Source organism: Streptomyces sp. NPDC031265 (assembly GCF_055570295.1).
This window is the reverse complement of the sequence record NZ_JBVIHM010000034.1, coordinates 33928-53123: the sequence shown is the minus strand read 5'-3', so window position 1 is coordinate 53123 and position 19196 is coordinate 33928. Positions and strand designations below refer to the sequence as shown.

The following is a 19196-nucleotide window of genomic DNA, read 5'->3' as shown; positions in this document are numbered from 1 at the left end:
GACGAGGGACGTCACACTCCATGACCGAGCACGAGGAGGCCGCCCCGGGGCCGGTGGGAAACCGCTGGTACGACGCCGACGCGGGTCCGCTCGTCCGCCCGTACGCCATGACGGGCGGCCGTACCGAACCGGCCGCCGGTGGCATCCGGCTCGACTTCATCGCCCTGGTCTCGATGGCGACCGACGCCCCGGGCGCCGCCGAGGAGTCGTTACTGGGGCCCGAACACCGGTCCCTGCTCGCCCTGTGCCGGACGGAGCCCCAGTCGGTCGCTGAACTGGCCGCCGACGCGGATCTGCCCGTCGGGGTCGTCCGGGTCCTCATCGGCGACCTCCTCGAAGCCGGTCACATCAGCGTGCACCGGCCCGTACCGCCCGCGCAGTTGCCCGACGAGAAGATCCTGAGAGAAGTGATCGATGGCCTCCGAGCACTCTGACCCCACTCCCGCTCTCGCGCTCAAAATACTGGTGGCAGGCGGATTCGGGGTCGGCAAGACCACCCTCGTCGGCGCCGTGAGCGAGATCCGGCCCCTGCGCACCGAAGAACTGCTCAGCGAGGCGGGTGAGAGCGTCGACGACACCGACGGCGTCGACCACAAGACGACCACCACGGTGGCCATGGACTTCGGCCGCATCACGATCCGGTCGGGTCTGTCCCTCTACCTGTTCGGCACCCCTGGACAGGACCGCTTCTGGTTCCTGTGGGACGAGCTGTCGCAAGGCACGCTCGGCGCGGTCGTCCTGGCCGACACACGACGCCTGGAGGACTGCTTCCCCGCTGTCGACTACTTCGAGCACCGCCGCATCCCGTTCGTCGTCGCCGTCAACTGCTTCGCGGGCTCGCGCGCCTACGGCGCCCATGAGGTCTCCCGGGCCCTCGACCTCGACCAGGGCACCCCCGTCGTGCTGTGCGACGCCCGCGACCGCGACTCCGGAAAGGAGGTCCTGATCCGCCTCGTCGAGTACGCCGGGCGCGTTCACACCGCCCGGCTGCTCGATTCCGTCGGATGACAGGTGCCGTTACCGCCCGGAACCCCTGCTTGCCCCTACGCGAACCATGGGTAAGGCTTGCCGCAGACCTGGGGGAAACGGGGAACGCATGAGTGGGGTGAGGCTGTAATGGCACTGAACAAGGAACTCGACTGGCTGCTCGACGACCTGACCAAGCGGGTCGAGCACGTGCGGCACGCCATCGTCCTGTCCAACGACGGTCTGGTCACCGGCGCCAGCGCCGATCTGCCCCGCGAGGACGCGGAACACCTCGCCGCGGTGTCCTCGGGGCTGCACAGCCTGGCCAAGGGGTCCGGCCGCCACTTCCGGGCCGGCCGCGTGCGCCAGACGATGGTCGAGTTCGACGAAGCGGTTCTCTTCGTTACGGCGGCGGGCGACGGGAGTTGTCTGTGCGTGCTGGGCACCGCCGAGGCCGACATCGGCCAGATCGCGTACGAGATGACGCTGCTGGTCAATCGTGTCGGTGAGCACCTCGGCGTCGCGGCACGGCGGCCCGGCCCCCCGGTATCCGGCCTCTGAGCAGCGGTTATACGGCGAAGACTGTCCAACTTGCGAAAGTTATCCACAGGCCCAGCGGGATGTCCGCACGGAGAGTTACGGTCGTCACCGAGAGTATTGGCAACTCGCGGGGGAGGACCTCATGACCACTACGACCACGGCCAAAGTGAGCGGAAAGACAGCCGCGTTGGGCCGAGCGGCCCAGCAACTGGCGCTGAAGCGCGGCGAATTCGACCTTGCCGTGCAGCTCGGCCATGTCCGCACCGTGCGGGAAGACCTCAGTGCGCGCCCACGGGTCGCCCAGGAAGAGATCGAGCGGATCCGCTCGGCCGAAGGCTTCCCGGAAGCGCTGCGTGAACGAGTCCGCGTGGTGGGCACGGCGGAGGCGTCGCAGTTGCTCGACGTCCCCGCCCACCGCTTCACGCGGCTGGCCCGCGGGGGCCACTTCACGCCGGTCAAGTGCTACCTCAACCGCTACAGGGCCGTCGTCTGGCTCTACCTTGCCGAAGAGGTGACCGACCTGGCCCTTCGGCATCCGGAGCTGCTCAACGACCGGCAACTGCCCAAGGAGACGCTGGTCCGGCTGGGCGCGGGCGAGGACCGGCGCCCGCGCAACTGGCGTGGCCGCCGCGCCGCCATGCTGCTGCAGCAGACCGAGGACCCGTGGGAGCGTGCCGCAGGCATCGCCTCCGCGCTCGCCTCCGCGCATCTGGCAGAGGTGGTCACGGACCCCTACGAGCGGGCGTATCTGAGCCGACTCCGACCCGAAACGGTCCGGGTCGGCCCGGATTCGCCCACCGCTCGGGAGATCATCGAGCGGCTGCAACTGGCTCAGGACCCGGACGAGGTCCTGTGGTACCGCATGGATCTCGCGCAGCACCTGAGCACCGCCCGCTCGACCCGTCCGGCACCGCGGCCGGAGTGGGAGCGACCCGCGATCGGTGCGGCCGCCACCGCGCGCCCGGTCCACGTGCGTGGGCCAGCTTCCACTCCCGGGCCGGTGGAACCCAAGCAGAGCGAACCCAAGCGGAGTGACCTCAAGCAGAGTGAACCCCAGGGGAGGGAACTCGAGCCGGTCGGGGTCGAGCGGGTGGATCCGATGGCCCGCCACGGAAGGCTGAGGCGTGGCCTGGCACGCTTGCGGCGGCCCAGGACGGCCGTCCGCTCGACGACCACCGCGCCCTGATCCCCGGTGGCAGCGATGACGGGGAGAGGGCTCCTCAGTGGGATCGGAGCGGCGGTCGGATCAGCTCTGCACCGGATGCTGTGCGGTGGCTGGAGGCCGCCCGCGCCGCCCGTGTCCGCGCCTGCGTGTGCGGTCCCGCTGCGGCCACATCAGCACGTACGTCGTGGAGATCACCACAAACGCGAGACGTATCAGGCCCTGTGCCGAGTCGTCCGGGACGACGAAGACACTGCCGTACAGGGCGATCAGCGCGAGCCAGCTCCACCACGGCACCAGCCGGCGCTGACCGATCACGTCCCAGAGCAATGTGCCCAGCAGGACGGACGCCGTGTAGTACGTGTAGACGCTCGGGTCGAGGACGATGCGGGCGTTGGCGCCGAGCAGCACCACGGCCGTCCAGCGTTTGCGCCAGACCGCGATGCCGCCGAGCACCAGGCTCAGCGCTGCCTGGGCGGGCCGGTCCCAACCGGGGGTCTCGGCATCGCCGACGCCCAGCCAGCGCAGCGCGGAGGCGGGTTGGTTGGGTATCGCGAATCCGGTGGCGGCGAAACTGTCCGCGTTGCCGAGGAAGAACGGCAGCCAGGCCAGGGCGACGAGCCCCGCGCACCACAGCCCGGCCCGCAGCCACGACTGTCTGGGCAGCGCGAAGAGCAGCATGGCGAAGCCCAGCGCGGTCGGTTTGGAGTCCATGGCCAGGGCGAGCCAGATGCCCGTTCCGGCCGCGTTGCCACGGGTGACGGCCCGCACGGCGAGGGTCGTGAAGAACAGCGCCAGCACATCGTCGAGGTGGCCGAACCGGACCGAGACCTCGATCCACATCGGGATGAAGGCCAGTCCCGCGATGAGGACGCGCTGGCGCAGCCGCTGATGGTTGGTGCCCGTGCCCAGGAAGTGCCAGGCGGCGCTGCGGCCGACCAGCACCAGGATCACCAGGCCGAGCACCGACATCAGCGCCGCGGCGAGGAACTGCCCGGTCGAGTCGGGGAACGGATTGAACAGCCCGGCGATCAGAAAGCTGACCGGCCCCATCTGCAGCTCGGGATGGTGGGCGTACAAGTTGAGCCCGCCGGTGCCGTCGCCGGACGGCCCCTGGTAGATCAACTCCCCGCCGGTGCGCAGGTAGTGCCAGGAGAAACCGCCGTTCGGCTCCACCACGACGAACCAGAGAGCGGTCCAAGCGGTGAGCAGCACGAGGTGCATCCGCTGACTGATGGCCGGCACGTGTGTTCAGCTCCTGTTTCCCCGCCGGGTACGTCGACTGCTCGCAGGGGCCTGCGGAGTCCGGCAGGGAAGACGGGAGTCCGGTACGACTCGTTCATCGGGGCGCGCAATTGTGCTTCCGCCCACACCCGAAGGGTGACGAATGGGTCAGCTCACGCTGATCACCTTGGCGACGCTCGGTACGCCGTCTGTATTGAGGGCGAACAGCAGGTACGTGCCGGGGAGCGCGACTCCCGGGTCGCTCGGGATGGAGAGGTCGTAGGAGCCTTCGCCGGCCTGCCGGAACGTCAGCGGCACGCGCCGCTGGTCATTGTCGATGGAGTGGGTCGCGGCCCCCGAGCGGACCAGGGCGAAGGCGCTGACGGGCGCCCCAGTGGTGACCGGCAGCGTCGAGCCGAGCGTCACATGGGTCGGTGGGGTGCTGGTGATCACGGGCCGGGGCCGCTCGCTGCCGTCCGGGTTCAACAGGTAGGGCGGGGTGAAGACCGCCCCGTTCAGGTGATTGGTCGCGCAGTCGCCACAGAGCCCGCCGCCACCCGAGAAGATCCGTCCGTCGGGCAGCAGGTTCGCGGTGCTGTGATAGTTGCGGGGGACCGCCATTGTGGCGAGCGGTGTGAAGTGGCCGGTGGCCGGATCCCAGATCTCCGGGGTCATGACCGACTTGGCGTCGCTGAACGGAACCGGGGTCTCCTGGCCGCCGAAGACCGCGACCTTTCCGTCCGGCATCACCACACTGTTGCTGAACGCGCGGGCGGCGGCCATGTCGCCGGTGCGGGTCGCCGTGGGCCGTCCGCCCCCGTTGAGGTCGACCGTGTAGGCACGGCGGGTGGCGGGGGTGTCCTGGTAGGCGGGCGCGCCGCCCAGGGTGAGCAGCTTCCCGATGTCGTACGAGACGGCGTTGCCGTTCATGGCGTCCTGGCTGTCGGCCCGTGTGCCGGCGGGGGTGATGCTGCCGTTGCCGTCGGTGGAGATCCAGTTCATCTGCTTGCTGGGGCCGAACTGGAGGACGCGACCCTGGGAGGTGGCGTGCAGCCACATGTGGTTGTCGGCCCGGTAGGCGCCCTTGGGGTCGGCGGTCATGGCGCCCTCGACCGGCACGCCCGGGAGCTTGCGCCAGGTGCGGGCGGTAGCCGACCACACTTCACCGTCCTTGGGGCCGTCCCCGCCGCTCCAGGACCCGCCGAGGACGAAAGCGTCACCGTTGGAGAGCAGCGTCATCGCCTGGTAGCCGCGGGCGATGTTCATGTCGGCAGTCGAGGACCAGGTGTCCGTACGGGGGTCATAGATACTCGCGCGCGACGCGTTGCTGCCGCCGGTGACCAGCACCCGCCCGTCGGCGAGCAGCGCGATGCCGGGGCAGAACATGTCGTGCCCGGTGTTGTCGACGCGGCGCTGGGTCACACGGCCGGTGGCGAGGTCCATGACGGCGGTCTGGGTGTAGCCGTTGCTGCCGCCGTATCGGTCGACGGCGTACGCCGACCAGGCCAGCAGTTTGTTGCCGGGCAGGACGGCCGTGGCGACCGGTACCAGGGGGAAGCCGGTGACCGGCCCCCAAGAGCCCGACACGGAGGGGTCGCTCGGGCCGCTGAGTCGGATCTCGGCGGCGGAGCTCCAAAGGCCGCGCTGCCCTGCCTCGCTGAGGGCGACGAGTCGTACGTACCGTGCGGAGACGGTGCGGGTGAAGGTGGCGGTCTTCACGGTCGCGTCGTCCTTCCAGTGGCCGCTCGCGACCAGCGCGTCGAACGAGGCGCCGTCGAGGCTGGTGGAGACGGCATAGGTGCCGATGCGGCCGTTCAAGCCGGTCTGACGCGGCTGATAGGTGAGTGCGGAGACGGCGGTCGTGCGGTGCATATCGATGACCAGGGCGTGCGGGAACCGTGCGGTCTTCGGTGACCATCTGCTGTGCCAGAGGGTAGTGGGATCACCGTCCAGGACATTGGCGGCGCGGTCGTTCTCCTGGGTCGTCTCCTCGTCGGTTGCGGAGGCTGTCCAGCCGACGACCGGCAGGAAGGCGGTGGACGGCGCCGCAAGGCCGGGGTCACCCAGGAGTTGGACATCGGCTTGGGGGGCGAGGGGTGCGGGCGGGGAGCTGGGGGATGTCCGCTCCATTCCGGCGGCCCAGCCGTCGCGACCAGCGGCCGGTGTCGTAGCCGAGAGCTGTACGTAACGGGTGCCCTGGGCGGCGAAGTTGAGGGTTTTGGTAGTGGTGTCGTCGGCCAGGATTCCGGTGGCGACGGGTTTGGTCCAGCGCCGCCCGTCCGTACTGAGACGGATGGCGTACTCGGTGACGCGGCTGCCGCCGCCGGTCCTGCGCGGCTGGTAGACGAGCGCGGAGACGACGTCGGTGTGGTGCATGTCGATGGTGAGGGAAGTGCCGCTCGCCGTGACGCTCCAGCCGGACTGGGCGAGGACGGGTGAGGTGGGGCGCATGGCGTCGGCGGGTGCCACTCCGTGGTGGGGAGACGTGTTGGGGTCGATCAGAGGGGAGGCAGGGCGGCCGGCGACGGCCGCGTCGCTCGGGGTGACCAGCGGCAGCAGTGCGGCGGTCGTCGTCGCAGCCGCGAGGAGGACGAGAACGCGTGGTCTGAGGCGGGTGAGACGGAATGATCTACGCCAGAACCTGAGTGTCACACGAGCCCCTCGGCTGAGATGTGGCGGCAATGTTCTGGCTGAAACTAGGACATGTGGATGTCATGTCAAGGTGAGTGGCCGGAATTGCCCCGGGCCCCGGGCTTGGACAAGTCCCGGCGCAGGAGCGGTGGGTGGCCCCTCTTGACCCTTGATGGTCCAGACCAATAGCGTCGCCGACGTATGCGCACCGCACGTCTCTTCGCACCTTCTTCCCACCCTCGGCACCGTCCGCGCACCTTGCGGCAGGCGAATCTATCCGCATACGTACAGAAGAGAGCCTCATGCGTCGAAGACTTCTCGGCAGAGCAGCCGCCGCCGGCTGCGCCGTCGCCCTTTTGCCGCGATCGCCTCTGCGGCGTCGGCCCGCGATGGCCAGGGCACGGAAGAAGCTGGCCGACTCCGGGGCGTACAAGGTCTACCGCGACCGTAGGGCCGGATCCGCGTGGCTCTTCGACGGCACGACGCTGTGGACGTACGACGATCCGCAGGTGCTGCGGACCGAGACCGCGTACATGCGCGACCGGGGGCTGGGCGGGTCCCTGGTCTGGTCGCTGGACGGCGACACGGCGAACGGCGAGCTGATGGCGGCCATCGACCGCGGGCTGTCCCACCGGTGAGGCACCGGCCGGCAGTTGCCCGAAGCGGGGGCCACTGCCGGCTGGACTCTCTCGTGGGCTGGACCGGCGGAGGCGAGGCGGTCTGACGCGCCGCCGTGCGCCGCTCGCGTGGCCGCGCTGCGTCGTGCTCTGTTGAGCAGCCACTCGGCCTCGCCCCCGGAGTGGAGCCCCCGTCCGGCCCCGGCAGGCTTTAGCGGGCCACCTCGTACGCCGCCACGCTCGCTCGGCGGCCCGCGAGGGCCAGCAATGCGACGCCCGTCAGGGTCCCGGCGACGAGTACGGTCGCCCCGGTCCATGCGGCGTAGCCGACCGCGTCCGTGAAGGCCGCGCCCGGGTTGTTGGCGCCTGCCGCCAGCCGGTCCGTGAAGTGGGAGGTCATCAGGGTGCCCAGGATGCTGGTGCCCAGGACCGCGCCGACCTGGCGGGCCGCGTTGACCGTGCCGCTCGCCTCGCCCTCGCGGCCGCGCGGGACATGGCTGACGCCGAGTGCGGTGGAGGGCGCGTTGGCCAGTCCGCAGCCGAGGCCGAAGACGACGAGAGCGGCGGCGTACCCGGTGAAGGTGTCGTCCGGCTCGACGGTGGCGAACAGTGCCGCGCCGAGGGCGGCCAGGAGGAGCCCGGCGATGACCAGCGGCCGGGGACCCCACTTGCGTACGAGGATTCCTGCCGCCACCGACGCGGCGATGAAGGTGACGAATTCCGCCAGGAGTTGGACGCCCACGTCCAGGGCGCTCAGTCCGCGTACCTGCTGGAGCCACAGGACTTGCAGCAGTGAGATCCCGACGAAGCCGAAGAGGACGGTGGCGGCGAGCAGCAGGGAGGCACTGTAGGACGGGTCGCGCATCAGGCGCAGGTCGACCATGGGGTGGTCGCGGCGGAGTTCGACGGCGACGAAGGTGCCGAGGAGTACGACTGCTGCGGCGAGTGAGGAGAGTGCGCGGGTGGAGGCGTAGCCGTGGTGGCCGCCGTCGATCAACCAGTAGATGAGCAGGGCGAGCCCGGCCGTGCCGAGCACCTGACCGGCCCAGTCGGGGCGGCCGCCGGGGACGCGTGACTCCTCCACCCTGGTCAGCGCCACGAGGACGGCCAGGGCGCCGAGTGCGAGGTTCAGCCAGAAGGCCGCGTGCCAGGTCCACCATCGCAGTGCGAGCCCGGCTGTGACCGGGCCGATGGCCAAGCCGAGCCCCGAGGTCGCGGCCCAGGCGGAGATGGCCCCCGCGCGGCGGCGCGGGTCGGGGAAGGCGTGACTGACCAGCGCGAGCGAGCTCGGCGTGATGAGCGCCCCGCCGAGGCCCGCGAGGGCCTGGCCGACCAGGACCGTCGACAGGCTGGACGCGAGGACCAGGACCAGTCCACCCGCGCCCATCGCCACGGCGCCGGCGAGGAAGACCCTTCTGCGGCCCCACCGGTCCGAGAGGGCGCCGGCGCCGAGGACGAAGGAGGCGACGACCAGGGTGTACATGCTGGGCACCCAGACCAGGTCGGCGGGGGCGATGTCGAGGTCGTCCTGGACCGCGCTGAGCGTGCCGATGGTCTGGGTGGTCTGGAGGAAGACGGTGAACAGGCCGAGGCAGGCCGCCACGAGGACGGCCATGGGGCTGCCCTTGGAACGGAGTTCAGCGCGCGGCACGCGGCACCCCCGAGAGCGCGGCCTTGACCTGGCGGGTGATCTCGTCGGCGAGCACTTCCTCCCGGCCCGCCTCGACCGCGTCGAGCACCTGGTGGGCGACGTCGACGGGGCTCGTCTTCGGCTGGTCGACGCCTGCGGCCATGTCGGTGTCGATGAAAGCCGCGTGTACGGCGACGGTCAACGTGCCCTGCGGGCGCAGCTCTTCGCGTATCGCGTTGGTCATCGACAGTGCGGCCGCCTTGGAGACACCGTACGAACCGATCTGCGGGAGGGTGTGCCAGGACAGCACGGAGAGCATGTTGACCACGGCCCCGCCACCGTTGTCGGCGAGTACGGGGGCGAAGGCGCGGCACATCGCGAGGGTGCCGAACAGATTGGTCTCCAGCTCCGCCCTCGCCCCTTCGAGTGAGTCCGCCCCGATCAGGGAACTCCCGCTCAGAATCCCCGCGTTGTTGAGGAGAAGGGAGGTGTCGGAGCAGAGTTCGGCGGCCGCGGCGACCTGGGCGGGGTCGGTGATGTCGAGTGCGACCGGGGTGAGACCCGGGTCGGTCACCGTGCGTGGATCGCGCGCCGCCGCGTAGACGGTCTTGGTACCCCGCTCCAGCAGGGCGAGGGCGAACGCACGCCCCAGTCCTCGGTTGGCGCCGGTCACGAGTGCCGTGGTGTTGCGCATGCGTGTCTTCTCTCGGGAGTTGTGGAAGGCCGTCCGGTCCGGAGCCTGGTGAGTTGGAAATCTGGACTCACCATAGCGGAGTGGGTTGGATATTCAAATGGAATGGGGTTCGCGTGGACGAGGGGCGATCGACGGGTGCGAGAAAGGTAGGGGAGAGGGGTGGGAGAGGTGGGGAGCGATTGGGAGGGAGGGTGTTGTGGCGGTTGATGTGGTGGTGCGCGGTGGCGGGGTTCAGATCGCCGCTTCGACCTCCAGATAGCGGTGGCGGCGCGCTCCCCGGTACTCCAGCGACTCCCAGCCCAACGGCCGCAGTGCGTCCGCGCACCGGCGCAGCGCCGCGGGTTCCTCCTGGGCCGCACCGCTCCCGGCCGGGCCCAGCCACTCCACGCGTACGACTGCGGGCTGGTCGGCCGGGCCCACGCGGTAGCCCTTCGCGGTCCGCTCTCCGGCGGCGTCCACGGCCGACGGTGGAATGCCTGCGGCCTCCAGGGTCAGGGCGACCGCGCGCACCATCTGCTTCCGCTCCCAGGCGGCGGGCGTGGAGAGCGGGTCGGGGTGCTCGGTGTTCATCAGGCGCCGGATCTGTCGCAGCCCCTCGAAGGCGACCAGTACCGCGGCCTTCCGTTGGGCGGGCGGTTCCGTCGGTGCGGGCCCGTCGCCGGTCGCCACCTCGAAAGCCGCTGCCGCGGGCCGCTCGCCGCGCTCGTGGGGAGGTGTCACCGTGATCCCTTCTCTGGGTGCCGGGGACGATAAGTGTGGCCGACCTGGAGGGGGTGCGGAGCTTGAGGGTGTGTGGGCCGCGGTCCTCGGTGGCGGTATGGCCCTCGGGCCGATCATCGGCGGTCTGCTGGTCGGCATGGGCGCGGTGCTTTTCCTGGTGACACAGTGGTTCCACTACGCGCAGGGGTACACACCGCTGCAGGCCGGTCTGCGGCTGCTGCCCGCGCCGCTCGGCCTGATCGTCACCTCGATGACCACACCCGCGCTGATGCAGCCTTCCCCATCCGGCATGTGATGGGCGCCGGACTGGTCGCGATGGCGGTGGGGCTCGCGCTGCCCTGGGTCGTCCAGCAGTTCGCCCTTCGGTGTCGCCCTGGCGGTGCTCGGCCTCGGTGTCGGAGTGGCCACCACGGTGGCGTCCGTGACCCTCATGGCCGCCGCACCCAAGGACGACGTCGGCGGCGCGGCCGCGATCGAGGAGACCTGCTACGAACTGGGCGCGGCCATGGGGGTGGCCGTCCTCGGTAGCCTCGCCATCGTCCTGTACACGGCCAATCTGCCGTCGCTCGACCTGACCCGGCCGGGCGCCGACAAGGTGCGTGACTCCGTCGGTGAAGCGGCGCACGTGGCCGACGAGATAGGCGGCCGGCCGGCAAGGCGCTGCTCGACACCGTGTCGCACGCCTACAGCACGGCCGTGCCCCCGGCCATCCTGGTCGCCGCGGGCCTCGCACTCGCCGCCGCCGCGATGGTGTGGGCATGGATTCCGAGGGACCTGCGCCCGACGGAGAACGCGCACTGAGGCGTACGGCCCGCGGCCCCGGCCCGGTCAGTCGCCGTGACCGGGCCGCAGACCGACCAGCTTGTCGGGGTTGCCCTGGAAGCGCAGCTGGTGGATGCGTCCGTCCAGCAGGTCGAAGCTGAGCGCGCCCACCGGGTGGCCGTCCACGCTGAAAAGCAGGCCCTGCTCGCCGTTGAGGGACGCGGACCGGGCCTCCAGGGCTTCCAGGCCGGGCTTGGCGAGGACGCCGAGCATCCACCGCGCCACATGGTCGGCGGTGTGCACCGGCCGGCGGGCGGCGGTGACCTTGCCGCCGCCGTCCGACCAGGCGGTCACGTCGGGGGCGAGCAGCTCCATCACGGCGTTGAGGTCGCCGCCCTGGCAGGCGGCGATGAAACGGCGGGTCACCAGGGAGCGCTGCTCCGCGTCGGTGTCGTACCGGGGGCGGCGCGCCTGGACGTGCTCCCGTGCGCGGTGGGCGATCTGACGGATCGTCGGCTCGGGGCGTTCGAGGACCTCGGCGATCTCCGCATGGCTGTAGCCGAAGACCTCGCGCAGCAGGAACACCGCCCGTTCGACGGGGCTGAGGGATTCCAGGACGACCAGCATCGCCATGGAGACGCTGTCGGCCAACTCCGCCTCCTCGGCGATGTCGGGTGTGGTGAGCCAGGGTTCGGGCAGCCAGGGGCCGACGTATGCCTCACGGGTGACGGCGGCCGAAGTGAGCCGGTTCAGCGCCAGGTTGGTGACCGTGCGCACGAGGTACGCCTTGGGTTGCCGGACCCCGCCCCGGTCGGTCTGGGACCACTTGAGCCAGGCATCCTGGAGGATGTCCTCGGCGTCGCTGACGGTGCCGAGCATGCGGTAGGCGGTGGCGAACAGCAGCCGCCGGTGCTCGGTGAACGGGTCGGGGGCAGCGTCTTCGGCGGTCGTACGGATCACGGCGGTCAGGCTGTCAGACACCCAGGGTGCGGGCAAGTGAGCGCACTCCTTCGACACTGTCGGCGTGGCTCGGCTTCCAGCCCAGCTCCTCCTTGGCCTTGCTGCTGTCCAGGCGCAGATTGGTCGCCATGACGGTGTGTGCGAGCGGGGCGGGCTTGAGCAGCCACAGTGGGATACGCAGCGGAGCCGGGGCGCCGAACGCCTCGGCGACGGCGCGGACGTGGCTGCCGAAGCCGGTCGGCAGGTCGTCCGCGATGTTGTACGCCTGTGAGGGGCGGCCGTGTTCGACGGCGGCCGCGACCGCGCGAGCCGCGTCGTCCACGTCCACCCATGCCAGCGCCCGGCCGTGGTCGGCGACGACCGGCAGCCTGCGCTTGCGCAGCATGGCGAGGACCGTGGTGTCGGTGACGTCCTTGCCGTAGAAGAGGCCGAAGCGCAGGCTGACCGCGTCGATCCCGTCGGCGGTGAAGGCCAGCTCCTCCTTGGCGCGCATCGCGCCGACGTGCTGCTCCAGCCAGGGGTTGGTTCCGGCCGGGCCGAACGGCGTGCCGTCTTCGGTGAGGGGCCGGTCGCCGTGGTCGCCGTAGCCGTAGCCGAACATCATGTTCTCCAGGACGATCCGGCGGGCGCCGGTGGCCCGGGCGGCGGCCAGCAGGTTGGACGTACCCCGCACGCGCAGGGCGTTGGTGCCCGCCATCTCCTGGTGGCGGATCAGGGACGTGCCCTGAAGCGCGGTGGCCGCGTGGATGACGACGTCGAACGCCATCCCGTCGACCGCCCGCAGCACCGCGTCCCCGTCCAGCAGGTCCGCCCGTACCGTGTGGGACGCGCCGCGCCCGAGTCCGGCCACCTCGTGGCCTGCGGCGGTCAGCTCCCGCACGGCCCGCTGCCCCAGCACGCCGCTCGCCCCTGCCAGCAGAATCCTCATCGCCGTTGCCTCCGTCTCGCGTCTCCACTGTGGTGACGTCCATGAGACAAGCGGGGGAGCGCGGACGTGACAGGCTCGAATGTGACCTGCGTCACAGCTTCAGATGGTCGATGCCGATCTTGTCGGTGGCGTCGGGATCGCCGCCGAGCCGGTGGACGAGGACCCAGGTGCCGTCCGACAGGGCGCCCGCGAAGACGGAGGCGTCCTTGGTGGCCCCGTTGTGCCAGAGCAGGCGACCGGCTCGCTGCCAGGACGGGGCGGGCTCGCCCAGCCGGCGTTCGACGAGCAGCGAGGTGACCAGCCGGGAGGCCGCGACCGGGGTGGCCCACAGGCCACCGGCTGGGAGGATCGCACCGGTCATCGTCCACGGTTTGACCGGGCGGCCGAAGGGCCCGCGCGCGACCAGGCGCCGCTCCGGCGCCGGAGCGGAGGTGACGTCGGTGATGTCGAGCGGGCTCAGGACGTATTCGTTGAGCAGTTGCTCGTACGGGGCGCCTCCTGCGGCCGTGAGCGCGGAACCCAGCACCGCGTAACCGAAGTTGGAGTACTCCTCGTGCTGCCCCGGGGGTGCGGTGGCCAGGGTGTCGAGGCGGCGGACGAGCGCGTCGAGCGCCTCGGCGTCGAACGGGGCGTACGGGTCGCGGCGGTTGAGGCCCGGAGGCAGCCGGGGCAGGCCGGAGGTGTGGGTCGCCAGGTGCCGCAGGGTGATGCCGGTGCCCGCCGGTGCGGGCAGGAAGCGTTCGAGGGGATCGTCGAGATCAAGCGCGCCCGTGGCGGCGAGGCGGACCAGCAGGGTGCCGGTGAGGGGCTTGGTCAACGAACCTATCTGGACGAACAGTTCGGGGTCATGGCCGTGCTCCACCCGGGGCGGGGCGGAGCTGCTGAGGATGCAGAGGGGTACGGGGCGCACCCTTCCATGATCACTGATGCGGGTGCGCGGGTGTGCGGCGGGCCCGCCCCGGCCGAGGCGGGCCCGCGAGCTGTTGCCCGGCGTCAGCCGCGGGGCAGCGTCAGGCCCTGGACCTGGGGAAGTGCGGTCCAGTCGTTGGACGCGATGGTCGCGTGGGACTTGGCGAGCAGCGCGATACGGGCCTGGGCGTCGGCCGGGGGCGGGTTCTTGCCGTCCAGGGCCGGTGCGACGTTGTGGGCGTCGGTCATCACCAGCAGATAGTGGTGGGCGTCGTACCAGGCGGTGTCGATGGTGCCGTTGAGATAGGTGGCGGCGTCGCCGTCGAACAGGACGAACCACGGGCGCAGCGAGGCGTCCGCGTAGCGGGCGCGTGGATCGCCGGGCTGGGCGCCGTGGACCGTGGGGAAGATCTGGGCCTGGGCGGCGCGTCCGGCGGTGTGCAGATCGCGGAGGTACGTCGCGTACTCCTTGTCCGTCCACAGGGTGTCGGTCGGATTTCCCTCCTCGACCGTGCCCGGGATGATCTCCAGGATCACCTTTCCGGCGAGCTGTGCGCGGGTGGGCCAGTTCCCGGCCGTGGCCGCCTCGTCGAGGGTGGCGTACTGGCCGCCGCCCGGCTTGGCCAGCAGGTCGGCCGGGCGGAAGACGGCGGACCCGAGATGGGCGCTGATCGCCTGGTCCAACTGGGCCGGGCCGAGGCCGAAGCGGGACTGGAACCCGGCCTTCATCTCCAGCTTGATCATGAGCGGCGCGTGCCCGGGGTGGGCTCCGAGCCAGACCCGTACGTCGTCCAGGCAGCTCTCCAGGTTCTTGTTGGCGCCACCGGAGTAGAGCTGCGCGGGAGTGCTCGCGTTGACGCAGTTGTTGCTGTTGCCCAGGGGGTTGGAGTGGCTGACCTTCCACTCCTTGGTGATGAAGTCGTCCCACACATCGAGCTCGATCATGGAGGTGCCGGTGTCGAGCGCCTGCGCCAGATACCGGAAGGCGGCCGGGTCATAGGTGTTGTGCAGGCCCGACGACGTGGCACCGGACAGCGGCAGGCCCTCGGCTCCGGCGGCCGAGGCACTGGTGCCGCCGCCCGCGCCGACGAGCGCGAGGCCGATGGCGACGGCGCCGGCCAGCGCGGCGCGCAGACGGGGAACACGGCCTCTGGGCAACAGTTCTGACACGGGGACCTCCTGTGGGGGGACGGCTCTTCGTCGGACGGTGACAGCAGAGTGTGAATCGACGAAGTCATGACAAGCAACACAAGCTGCATTCCGGTTGTCTCCGCAGAAACGAACGACAGCGGAACGGGCGGGGGTTGGGCGCCCCCGGCACCTCGGCGCTCCCCGGTTCCCCGTCTTCGCCCGTTCCGGCCACGGGCGTTCCCGCTGACCGAAATGCGCTCTGGCCGCCCCGTGGTCCGCACAGCAGGATGCTGTCCGGCTCGGGTGGTGATCGGCGTGTCGCCCACGCGGCCGGAAGAAGGGGGATGCGGATGACCGGAAGAGCGCCGGCCCGAACAGCGCCGGCCTGCGGGGCGAGGAACCGGAGGCCGTTGATCCAGAGGCCGATGAATCGTAGGCCGGTACGGCAACTGCTGCGCGCGGCCGTCGCGTTGGGCCTTCTCGGTTTGGGCGCAACGGCCACCACCTCGGCCGCCGCCGCCTCCTTCGCCGCCCACGCCCCCCGGCCGTCGCCGCCTGCCCCCTGGACACCGCGGCGCACGGGCTCGCCAGCAGCCCCGTCGCGGGGAGTCTGCTCTCGGTGCCGCGCGCCGACGAGCGGGTCGACCAGTTCCAGTTGTTCTACGACCCCACCGCCACCGACGGGCTGCCCTTCGTCTGGCACCGCGACCGATCCGCTCCGGGCGGCGCCTACGGGCCGTGGACCCGGGTCAGCGCCGCGACCGTCGGCCCCAAGGCCCCCTATGTCACCGCCGCCGAGAACAGCCAGGGTCACATCGAGCTTCTCCTCGCCACCTACGGCCAGTTCTGCCACGCGGTGGAGAACGACCAGCACGACTGGACGGCGCCGGAGCCGTTCGGGCTCCGCCCCCGGGCCGTACATGGGCGGTGTCGTCCTGTTCAAGGAGCGCGACGGCAGCCTCGACGCCTTCGCCCCGACCACGGCCGCCGGGCGTTCGATGGAGGTCCGCACCCAGCGGACCCCGAGCCCGGACCGGGGGCCGGCGCAGTCCATGGACAGGGTGCCCGACCTCAATGTCGGGCTCAGCCAGCCCAACACGGTCACCGAACTCCCCGACAGGCGGCTGCACATGACGGTCCGGGAGTGGAACCGCGACCGGTACTGGCGGAACACCCAGCTCACCGCGCACGGCACCTGGGGCGCCTGGGAGCTGCGCGGCAACGCCCAGTGCACCTGAGGAGTGCCTGCGCACCGGAGAACGCCCGCACCGGAGAACGCCCGCGCACCTGAGAAGCATGCGCGCGCCTGAGACGCCCGCGCACCTCAGACCCGCACGTCCCTCAACCGGCTGGGAGGCCGAGGCAATGACCCGTACCGCATCCCGTACCGCAGTACGTTCAAGGCGCAGACGCGCGTTCCTCGGCGCGGCCGCGGCCTGTGGCACCCTCGTGCTCGCCCTCGTCGGCGCGCAGCCCGGTTCGGCCGCACCCGCGCCCGCTCCCGACGGGCCCACCCTCAAGGTCGACAGGACCACCGGCATCCGCGACGGCGACATCGTCAGCTTCCAGATCACCGGCGGCCCGCCCAAGGAGTACGTCTGGGTCGAGCAGTGCGTGGCGACCCCCGGCGGGGGAAGGGCCTGCGACGAGAACACCGCGCGCCAGTTCCGCGTCTACCCCGACGGCACCTACCAGCTCTCGCCCAAGAAGCTCTACACGCGCCTGGACACCCCGGCCGGGCCGGCCGACTGCCGGGCCGCCACCGCCGCGAACCGGTGCCTGATGGCGCTCACGGACAACGCGGGCGCCGTGCTCACCACCGTGCCCCTGCGCTTCCTGCCGCTCGCCCCGCTCGAAGCTCCACCGACCCTGCGCGCCACGCCGAACAGCGGGTTGACGGACGGCCAGACCGTCCACCTCGGCGGGCAGCGGTACGAGCCGCAGTACCACATCCCGATCCTGGAGTGCCTGGCCGGAGCGGCCGACACCTTCGCCTGCCGCCCGGGCGGCCGTCCGCCCGCGACCACCGACCAGGGCCGGATCGACCAGGACACCACCCTCTCGGTCGCCTTCACGACGATCGACGGGCGCGCGGTCGACTGCCGCAAGGACAACTGCGAGCTGGTCGCGTTCGCCTCGCGCTACCACGGCCCGTCGACGGTGCGCACCCCGGTCGGCTTCGCCCCGGTGCCGTCCGCGTCGCACTGACGCCACCCCAGCCGACGGGCCCGGCCGTCCGGGTACGGGGGCGGCGGCGCCACTTGGCTCCCCACCCGGATGGCCACCCCCGGCCGTGTCGTACGGCCGGGGCGGGCTCTCTCCCGTCCATGATGCGCAAATGCGCAGGTTCAACGCCAAACAGGTACTGGTCGGGCGTCCGCTGGACACCTCACGGCTCGGCGAGACGCTGCTGCCCAAACGACTGGCCCTGCCCATCTTCTGCAGCGACCCGCTCTCCTCGGTGGCGTACGCGACCGAGGAGATCCTGCTCGTCCTGGCGCTCGGCGGTGTCGCACTGCTGCACCTGGCCTGGTACGCGGCGGCCGCGATCGTCTTCCTCCTCGTCGTGGTCGTCGCCTCCTACCGGCAGACCTGCTACGCCTATCCCGGCGGTGGCGGCGCCTATGTGGTGAGCGCCGAGAACCTGGGTGCCACCGCGGCCCTCACCGCGGCGAGCGCCCTGCTCGTCGACTATGTGCTCACCGTCGCCGTCTCCGTGGTCTCCGGTGTCGCAGCCATCACCTCGGCCCTACCCTCGCTCCACGACCACCAAGTGGCGCTGTCCGTGGGCTTCGTCACCGTCCTGACCCTGCTGAATTTGCGCGGCGTGCGCGAGTCCGGCCGCATCTTCGCCATTCCCACTTACGGCTTCGTCGCCGTCATCTACGTGATGTTCCTGATCGCCGGCATCCGCCTCGCCACCGGCACCACCATCCGGGCCGAGTCGGCGCACCTGCCGATCCACCAGGCGGGCACCTACACGGGGATCGCCCTGGTGCTGCTGGCGATGCGGGCGTTCGCGTCCGGCTGTACGGCGCTCACCGGCGTCGAGGCGATCAGCAACGGGGTGCCCGCCTTCCAGAAGCCCAAGAGCCGCAACGCGGCGGCGACGCTGGCCGCGATGGGCTTCCTGTCGGTCACCATGTTCGTGGGCATCACCATGCTGGCCCTGGTCTACAAGGTGCACGTGACGGCGGATCCGGCCGAGCTGGGGCTGCCGCCCGGCACCGCCACCTCGACCGCGCTGGCCCAGATCGCCCGGGCCACCTTCGGCCACGTCGACATCCTCTTCTACCTGGTGCAGGCGTTCACCGCGGGCGTCCTGGTCCTCGCCGCCAACACCGCCTTCAACGGCTTTCCGATGCTCGCCTCGATCCTCGCCCGGGACCACTACGCGCCGCGCCAGCTCTACAACCGGGGAGACCGGCTCGTCTACTCCAACGGCGTCGTGCTGCTCGCCCTCGCGGCCATCGCCCTGATCATCGCCTTCGACGCCGAGCTCACCCGGCTGATCCAGCTCTACATCATCGGCGTCTTCGTCTCCTTCACGCTCTCCCAGGCGGGCATGGTCCGGCACTGGCGCAAGGAGCTGAGCACCGGCCCGGCGGCCCCGCAGCGGCGCAAGATCCACCGCTCCCTCGCCATCAACGCCGTCGGCGCCGCCCTCACGGCTCTCGTCCTCGTCGTCGTGCTCATCACCAAGTTCACCCACGGCGCCTGGCTGGTGATCATCGCGATGCCGGTGCTGTTCATCGGGATGAAGGGGGTGCGGCGGCACTACGAGCACGTGGCCCGGCAGGTCGCCGTCTCGCCGCAGGACAGGCCGCGCAAGCCCGCGCGCCACCATGTGATTGTCCTGGTCGCCTCGGTGCACGCCCCCACCCTGAAGGCGATCGGCTTCGCGCAGGCGCTGCGGCCCAGTACGCTGACCGCGCTCACCGTCGCCGCCGACGAGGACGCCGAGCGGCTGCGGCGGCAGTGGAGCGAGCACGGCCTGGACGTACCGCTGAAGATCCTGCACTCGCCGTACCGCGAAGTGGTCGGCCCCGTCATCGCCCATGTCCAGGAGCTGGCGGCGGCCGACCCGGACGCGATGGTCTCCGTGGTCATCCCCGAGTACATCGTGGGCCATTGGTGGGAGCAGCCGCTGCACAACCAGAACGCGCTGCGGCTCAAGGCCAGGCTGCTGTTCACCCCGGGCGTCGCCGTCATCGACGTGCCGTATCTGCTCCAGTCGGCGCGCCCGCGGGAGGGGGCGGCGGTTTCCGGGCCGGGTGGCGGCTGAGCCACCCGGTGGCGAAGACGCCGAACGGGCCGGACGC

At 71.0% G+C, this 19196-nt stretch carries 18 protein-coding genes and 1 pseudogene; 10 read left to right on the top strand and 9 right to left on the bottom strand.

The genetic code is table 11. From position 1 onward, the window contains the following. The first annotated feature begins 20 nt into the window (after window positions 1–20). From ACZ499_RS34740 to ACZ499_RS34725, 4 genes are all read left to right on the top strand, one after another. Window positions 21–434, top strand: a complete 414-nt coding sequence (locus ACZ499_RS34740; protein WP_468680497.1) for a DUF742 domain-containing protein — start codon at window positions 21–23, stop codon at window positions 432–434. Continuing rightward, window positions 415–1008 (top strand): GTP-binding protein, encoded by a 594-nt coding sequence (locus tag ACZ499_RS34735; protein WP_468680495.1) that lies wholly within the window; start codon window positions 415–417, stop codon window positions 1006–1008. The genes ACZ499_RS34740 and ACZ499_RS34735 overlap by 20 nt, the downstream gene beginning before the upstream one ends. Window positions 1009–1116: 108 nt before the next feature. Further along, window positions 1117–1527 (top strand): roadblock/LC7 domain-containing protein, encoded by a 411-nt coding sequence (locus tag ACZ499_RS34730; RefSeq protein WP_101391259.1) that lies wholly within the window; start codon window positions 1117–1119, stop codon window positions 1525–1527. A gap of 121 nt (window positions 1528–1648) precedes the next feature. Further along, a complete protein-coding gene (locus ACZ499_RS34725) occupies window positions 1649–2692 on the top strand; it encodes a DUF6397 family protein (RefSeq protein ID WP_468680492.1) in 1044 nt (347 codons plus the stop codon). Window positions 2693–2752: 60 nt separating this feature from the next. Here ACZ499_RS34725 and ACZ499_RS34720 read toward each other — a convergent pair whose 3' ends face one another. Both ACZ499_RS34720 and ACZ499_RS34715 read right to left on the bottom strand, forming a co-directional pair. Next, window positions 2753–3892: a hypothetical protein gene (locus tag ACZ499_RS34720; RefSeq protein WP_468680533.1), complete on the bottom strand. Its 1140-nt coding sequence runs from the start codon at window positions 3890–3892 to the stop codon at window positions 2753–2755. Window positions 3893–4060: 168 nt separating this feature from the next. Beyond that, window positions 4061–6544 carry a discoidin domain-containing protein gene (locus ACZ499_RS34715; protein WP_468680491.1) on the bottom strand — a complete coding sequence of 828 codons (2484 nt, stop codon included), beginning with the start codon at window positions 6542–6544 and terminating at the stop codon, window positions 4061–4063. Between the two features lie 374 nt (window positions 6545–6918). Here ACZ499_RS34715 and ACZ499_RS34710 point away from each other — a divergent pair. Continuing rightward, a pseudogene (locus tag ACZ499_RS34710) lies at window positions 6919–7161 on the top strand (glycosyl hydrolase family 18 protein); the annotation flags it as partial. Window positions 7162–7351: 190 nt separating this feature from the next. On the opposite strand, the gene ACZ499_RS34705 reads toward ACZ499_RS34710, so the two are convergent. From ACZ499_RS34705 to ACZ499_RS34695, 3 genes are all read right to left on the bottom strand, one after another. Continuing rightward, window positions 7352–8755, bottom strand: a complete 1404-nt coding sequence (locus ACZ499_RS34705) for an MFS transporter (RefSeq protein ID WP_468680489.1) — start codon at window positions 8753–8755, stop codon at window positions 7352–7354. Between the two features lie 22 nt (window positions 8756–8777). Then, window positions 8778–9464: an SDR family oxidoreductase gene (locus ACZ499_RS34700; protein ID WP_468680487.1), complete on the bottom strand. Its 687-nt coding sequence runs from the start codon at window positions 9462–9464 to the stop codon at window positions 8778–8780. Between the two features lie 231 nt (window positions 9465–9695). After that, window positions 9696–10184 (bottom strand): hypothetical protein, encoded by a 489-nt coding sequence (locus ACZ499_RS34695; protein ID WP_468680485.1) that lies wholly within the window; start codon window positions 10182–10184, stop codon window positions 9696–9698. 70 nt (window positions 10185–10254) lie between these two features. Between ACZ499_RS34695 and ACZ499_RS34690 the strand changes: the two genes are divergently transcribed. Together ACZ499_RS34690 and ACZ499_RS34685 are read left to right on the top strand one after the other, a co-directional pair. Further along, on the top strand, window positions 10255–10479 hold the full coding sequence (locus tag ACZ499_RS34690) for a hypothetical protein (protein ID WP_468680483.1): 225 nt from the start codon (window positions 10255–10257) through the stop codon (window positions 10477–10479). A 377-nt stretch (window positions 10480–10856) separates the two neighbouring features. Next, entirely contained in the window at window positions 10857–10985 is a 129-nt protein-coding gene (locus ACZ499_RS34685; protein WP_468680482.1) for a hypothetical protein, read from the top strand. Between the two features lie 27 nt (window positions 10986–11012). Here ACZ499_RS34685 and sigJ read toward each other — a convergent pair whose 3' ends face one another. The 4 genes from sigJ to ACZ499_RS34665 all read right to left on the bottom strand — a co-directional run bounded on the left by sigJ (window position 11013) and on the right by ACZ499_RS34665 (window position 14913). Continuing rightward, the gene (gene sigJ, locus ACZ499_RS34680) at window positions 11013–11825 is read right to left on the bottom strand and encodes an RNA polymerase sigma factor SigJ (RefSeq protein ID WP_468680531.1); all 813 of its coding nucleotides are present in this window, start codon (window positions 11823–11825) and stop codon (window positions 11013–11015) included. A gap of 94 nt (window positions 11826–11919) precedes the next feature. Then, a complete protein-coding gene (locus tag ACZ499_RS34675; protein ID WP_468680480.1) occupies window positions 11920–12834 on the bottom strand; it encodes an NAD-dependent epimerase/dehydratase family protein in 915 nt (304 codons plus the stop codon). Window positions 12835–12925: 91 nt separating this feature from the next. Continuing rightward, on the bottom strand, window positions 12926–13744 hold the full coding sequence (locus ACZ499_RS34670) for a serine hydrolase domain-containing protein (RefSeq protein ID WP_468680478.1): 819 nt from the start codon (window positions 13742–13744) through the stop codon (window positions 12926–12928). Window positions 13745–13827: 83 nt separating this feature from the next. Further along, window positions 13828–14913 carry a phosphatidylinositol-specific phospholipase C domain-containing protein gene (locus ACZ499_RS34665; protein ID WP_468680476.1) on the bottom strand — a complete coding sequence of 362 codons (1086 nt, stop codon included), beginning with the start codon at window positions 14911–14913 and terminating at the stop codon, window positions 13828–13830. Between the two features lie 881 nt (window positions 14914–15794). Between ACZ499_RS34665 and ACZ499_RS34660 the strand changes: the two genes are divergently transcribed. From ACZ499_RS34660 to ACZ499_RS34650, 3 genes are all read left to right on the top strand, one after another. Beyond that, complete coding sequence (locus tag ACZ499_RS34660) at window positions 15795–16112, top strand: hypothetical protein (protein ID WP_468680474.1); 318 nt, start codon at window positions 15795–15797, stop codon at window positions 16110–16112. A 127-nt stretch (window positions 16113–16239) separates the two neighbouring features. Next, window positions 16240–17082 carry a neocarzinostatin apoprotein domain-containing protein gene (locus ACZ499_RS34655; RefSeq protein WP_468680471.1) on the top strand — a complete coding sequence of 281 codons (843 nt, stop codon included), beginning with the start codon at window positions 16240–16242 and terminating at the stop codon, window positions 17080–17082. A gap of 130 nt (window positions 17083–17212) precedes the next feature. Then, window positions 17213–19159, top strand: coding sequence for an APC family permease (locus ACZ499_RS34650; protein WP_468680469.1), 1947 nt, complete (start codon window positions 17213–17215; stop codon window positions 19157–19159). Window positions 19160–19196 lie beyond the last annotated feature (37 nt).

Excerpts from the sequence above, each read along its gene's own strand:
- ACZ499_RS34675 (WP_468680480.1), bottom strand. The coding sequence starts at position 12,834 with ATGAGGATTCTGCTGGCAGGGGCGAGCGGCGTGCTGGGGCAGCGGGCC.
- ACZ499_RS34735 (WP_468680495.1), top strand. The coding sequence starts at position 415 with ATGGCCTCCGAGCACTCTGACCCCACTCCCGCTCTCGCGCTCAAAATA.
- ACZ499_RS34700 (WP_468680487.1), bottom strand. The coding sequence starts at position 9,464 with ATGCGCAACACCACGGCACTCGTGACCGGCGCCAACCGAGGACTGGGG.
- ACZ499_RS34655 (WP_468680471.1), top strand. The coding sequence starts at position 16,240 with ATGACCCGTACCGCATCCCGTACCGCAGTACGTTCAAGGCGCAGACGC.
- sigJ (WP_468680531.1), bottom strand. The coding sequence starts at position 11,825 with ATGCTCGGCACCGTCAGCGACGCCGAGGACATCCTCCAGGATGCCTGG.
- ACZ499_RS34660 (WP_468680474.1), top strand. The coding sequence starts at position 15,795 with ATGGGCGGTGTCGTCCTGTTCAAGGAGCGCGACGGCAGCCTCGACGCC.
- ACZ499_RS34650 (WP_468680469.1), top strand. The coding sequence starts at position 17,213 with ATGCGCAGGTTCAACGCCAAACAGGTACTGGTCGGGCGTCCGCTGGAC.
- ACZ499_RS34720 (WP_468680533.1), bottom strand. The coding sequence starts at position 3,892 with ATGCACCTCGTGCTGCTCACCGCTTGGACCGCTCTCTGGTTCGTCGTG.
- ACZ499_RS34725 (WP_468680492.1), top strand. The coding sequence starts at position 1,649 with ATGACCACTACGACCACGGCCAAAGTGAGCGGAAAGACAGCCGCGTTG.
- ACZ499_RS34730 (WP_101391259.1), top strand. The coding sequence starts at position 1,117 with ATGGCACTGAACAAGGAACTCGACTGGCTGCTCGACGACCTGACCAAG.
- ACZ499_RS34705 (WP_468680489.1), bottom strand. The coding sequence starts at position 8,755 with ATGGCCGTCCTCGTGGCGGCCTGCCTCGGCCTGTTCACCGTCTTCCTC.
- ACZ499_RS34740 (WP_468680497.1), top strand. The coding sequence starts at position 21 with ATGACCGAGCACGAGGAGGCCGCCCCGGGGCCGGTGGGAAACCGCTGG.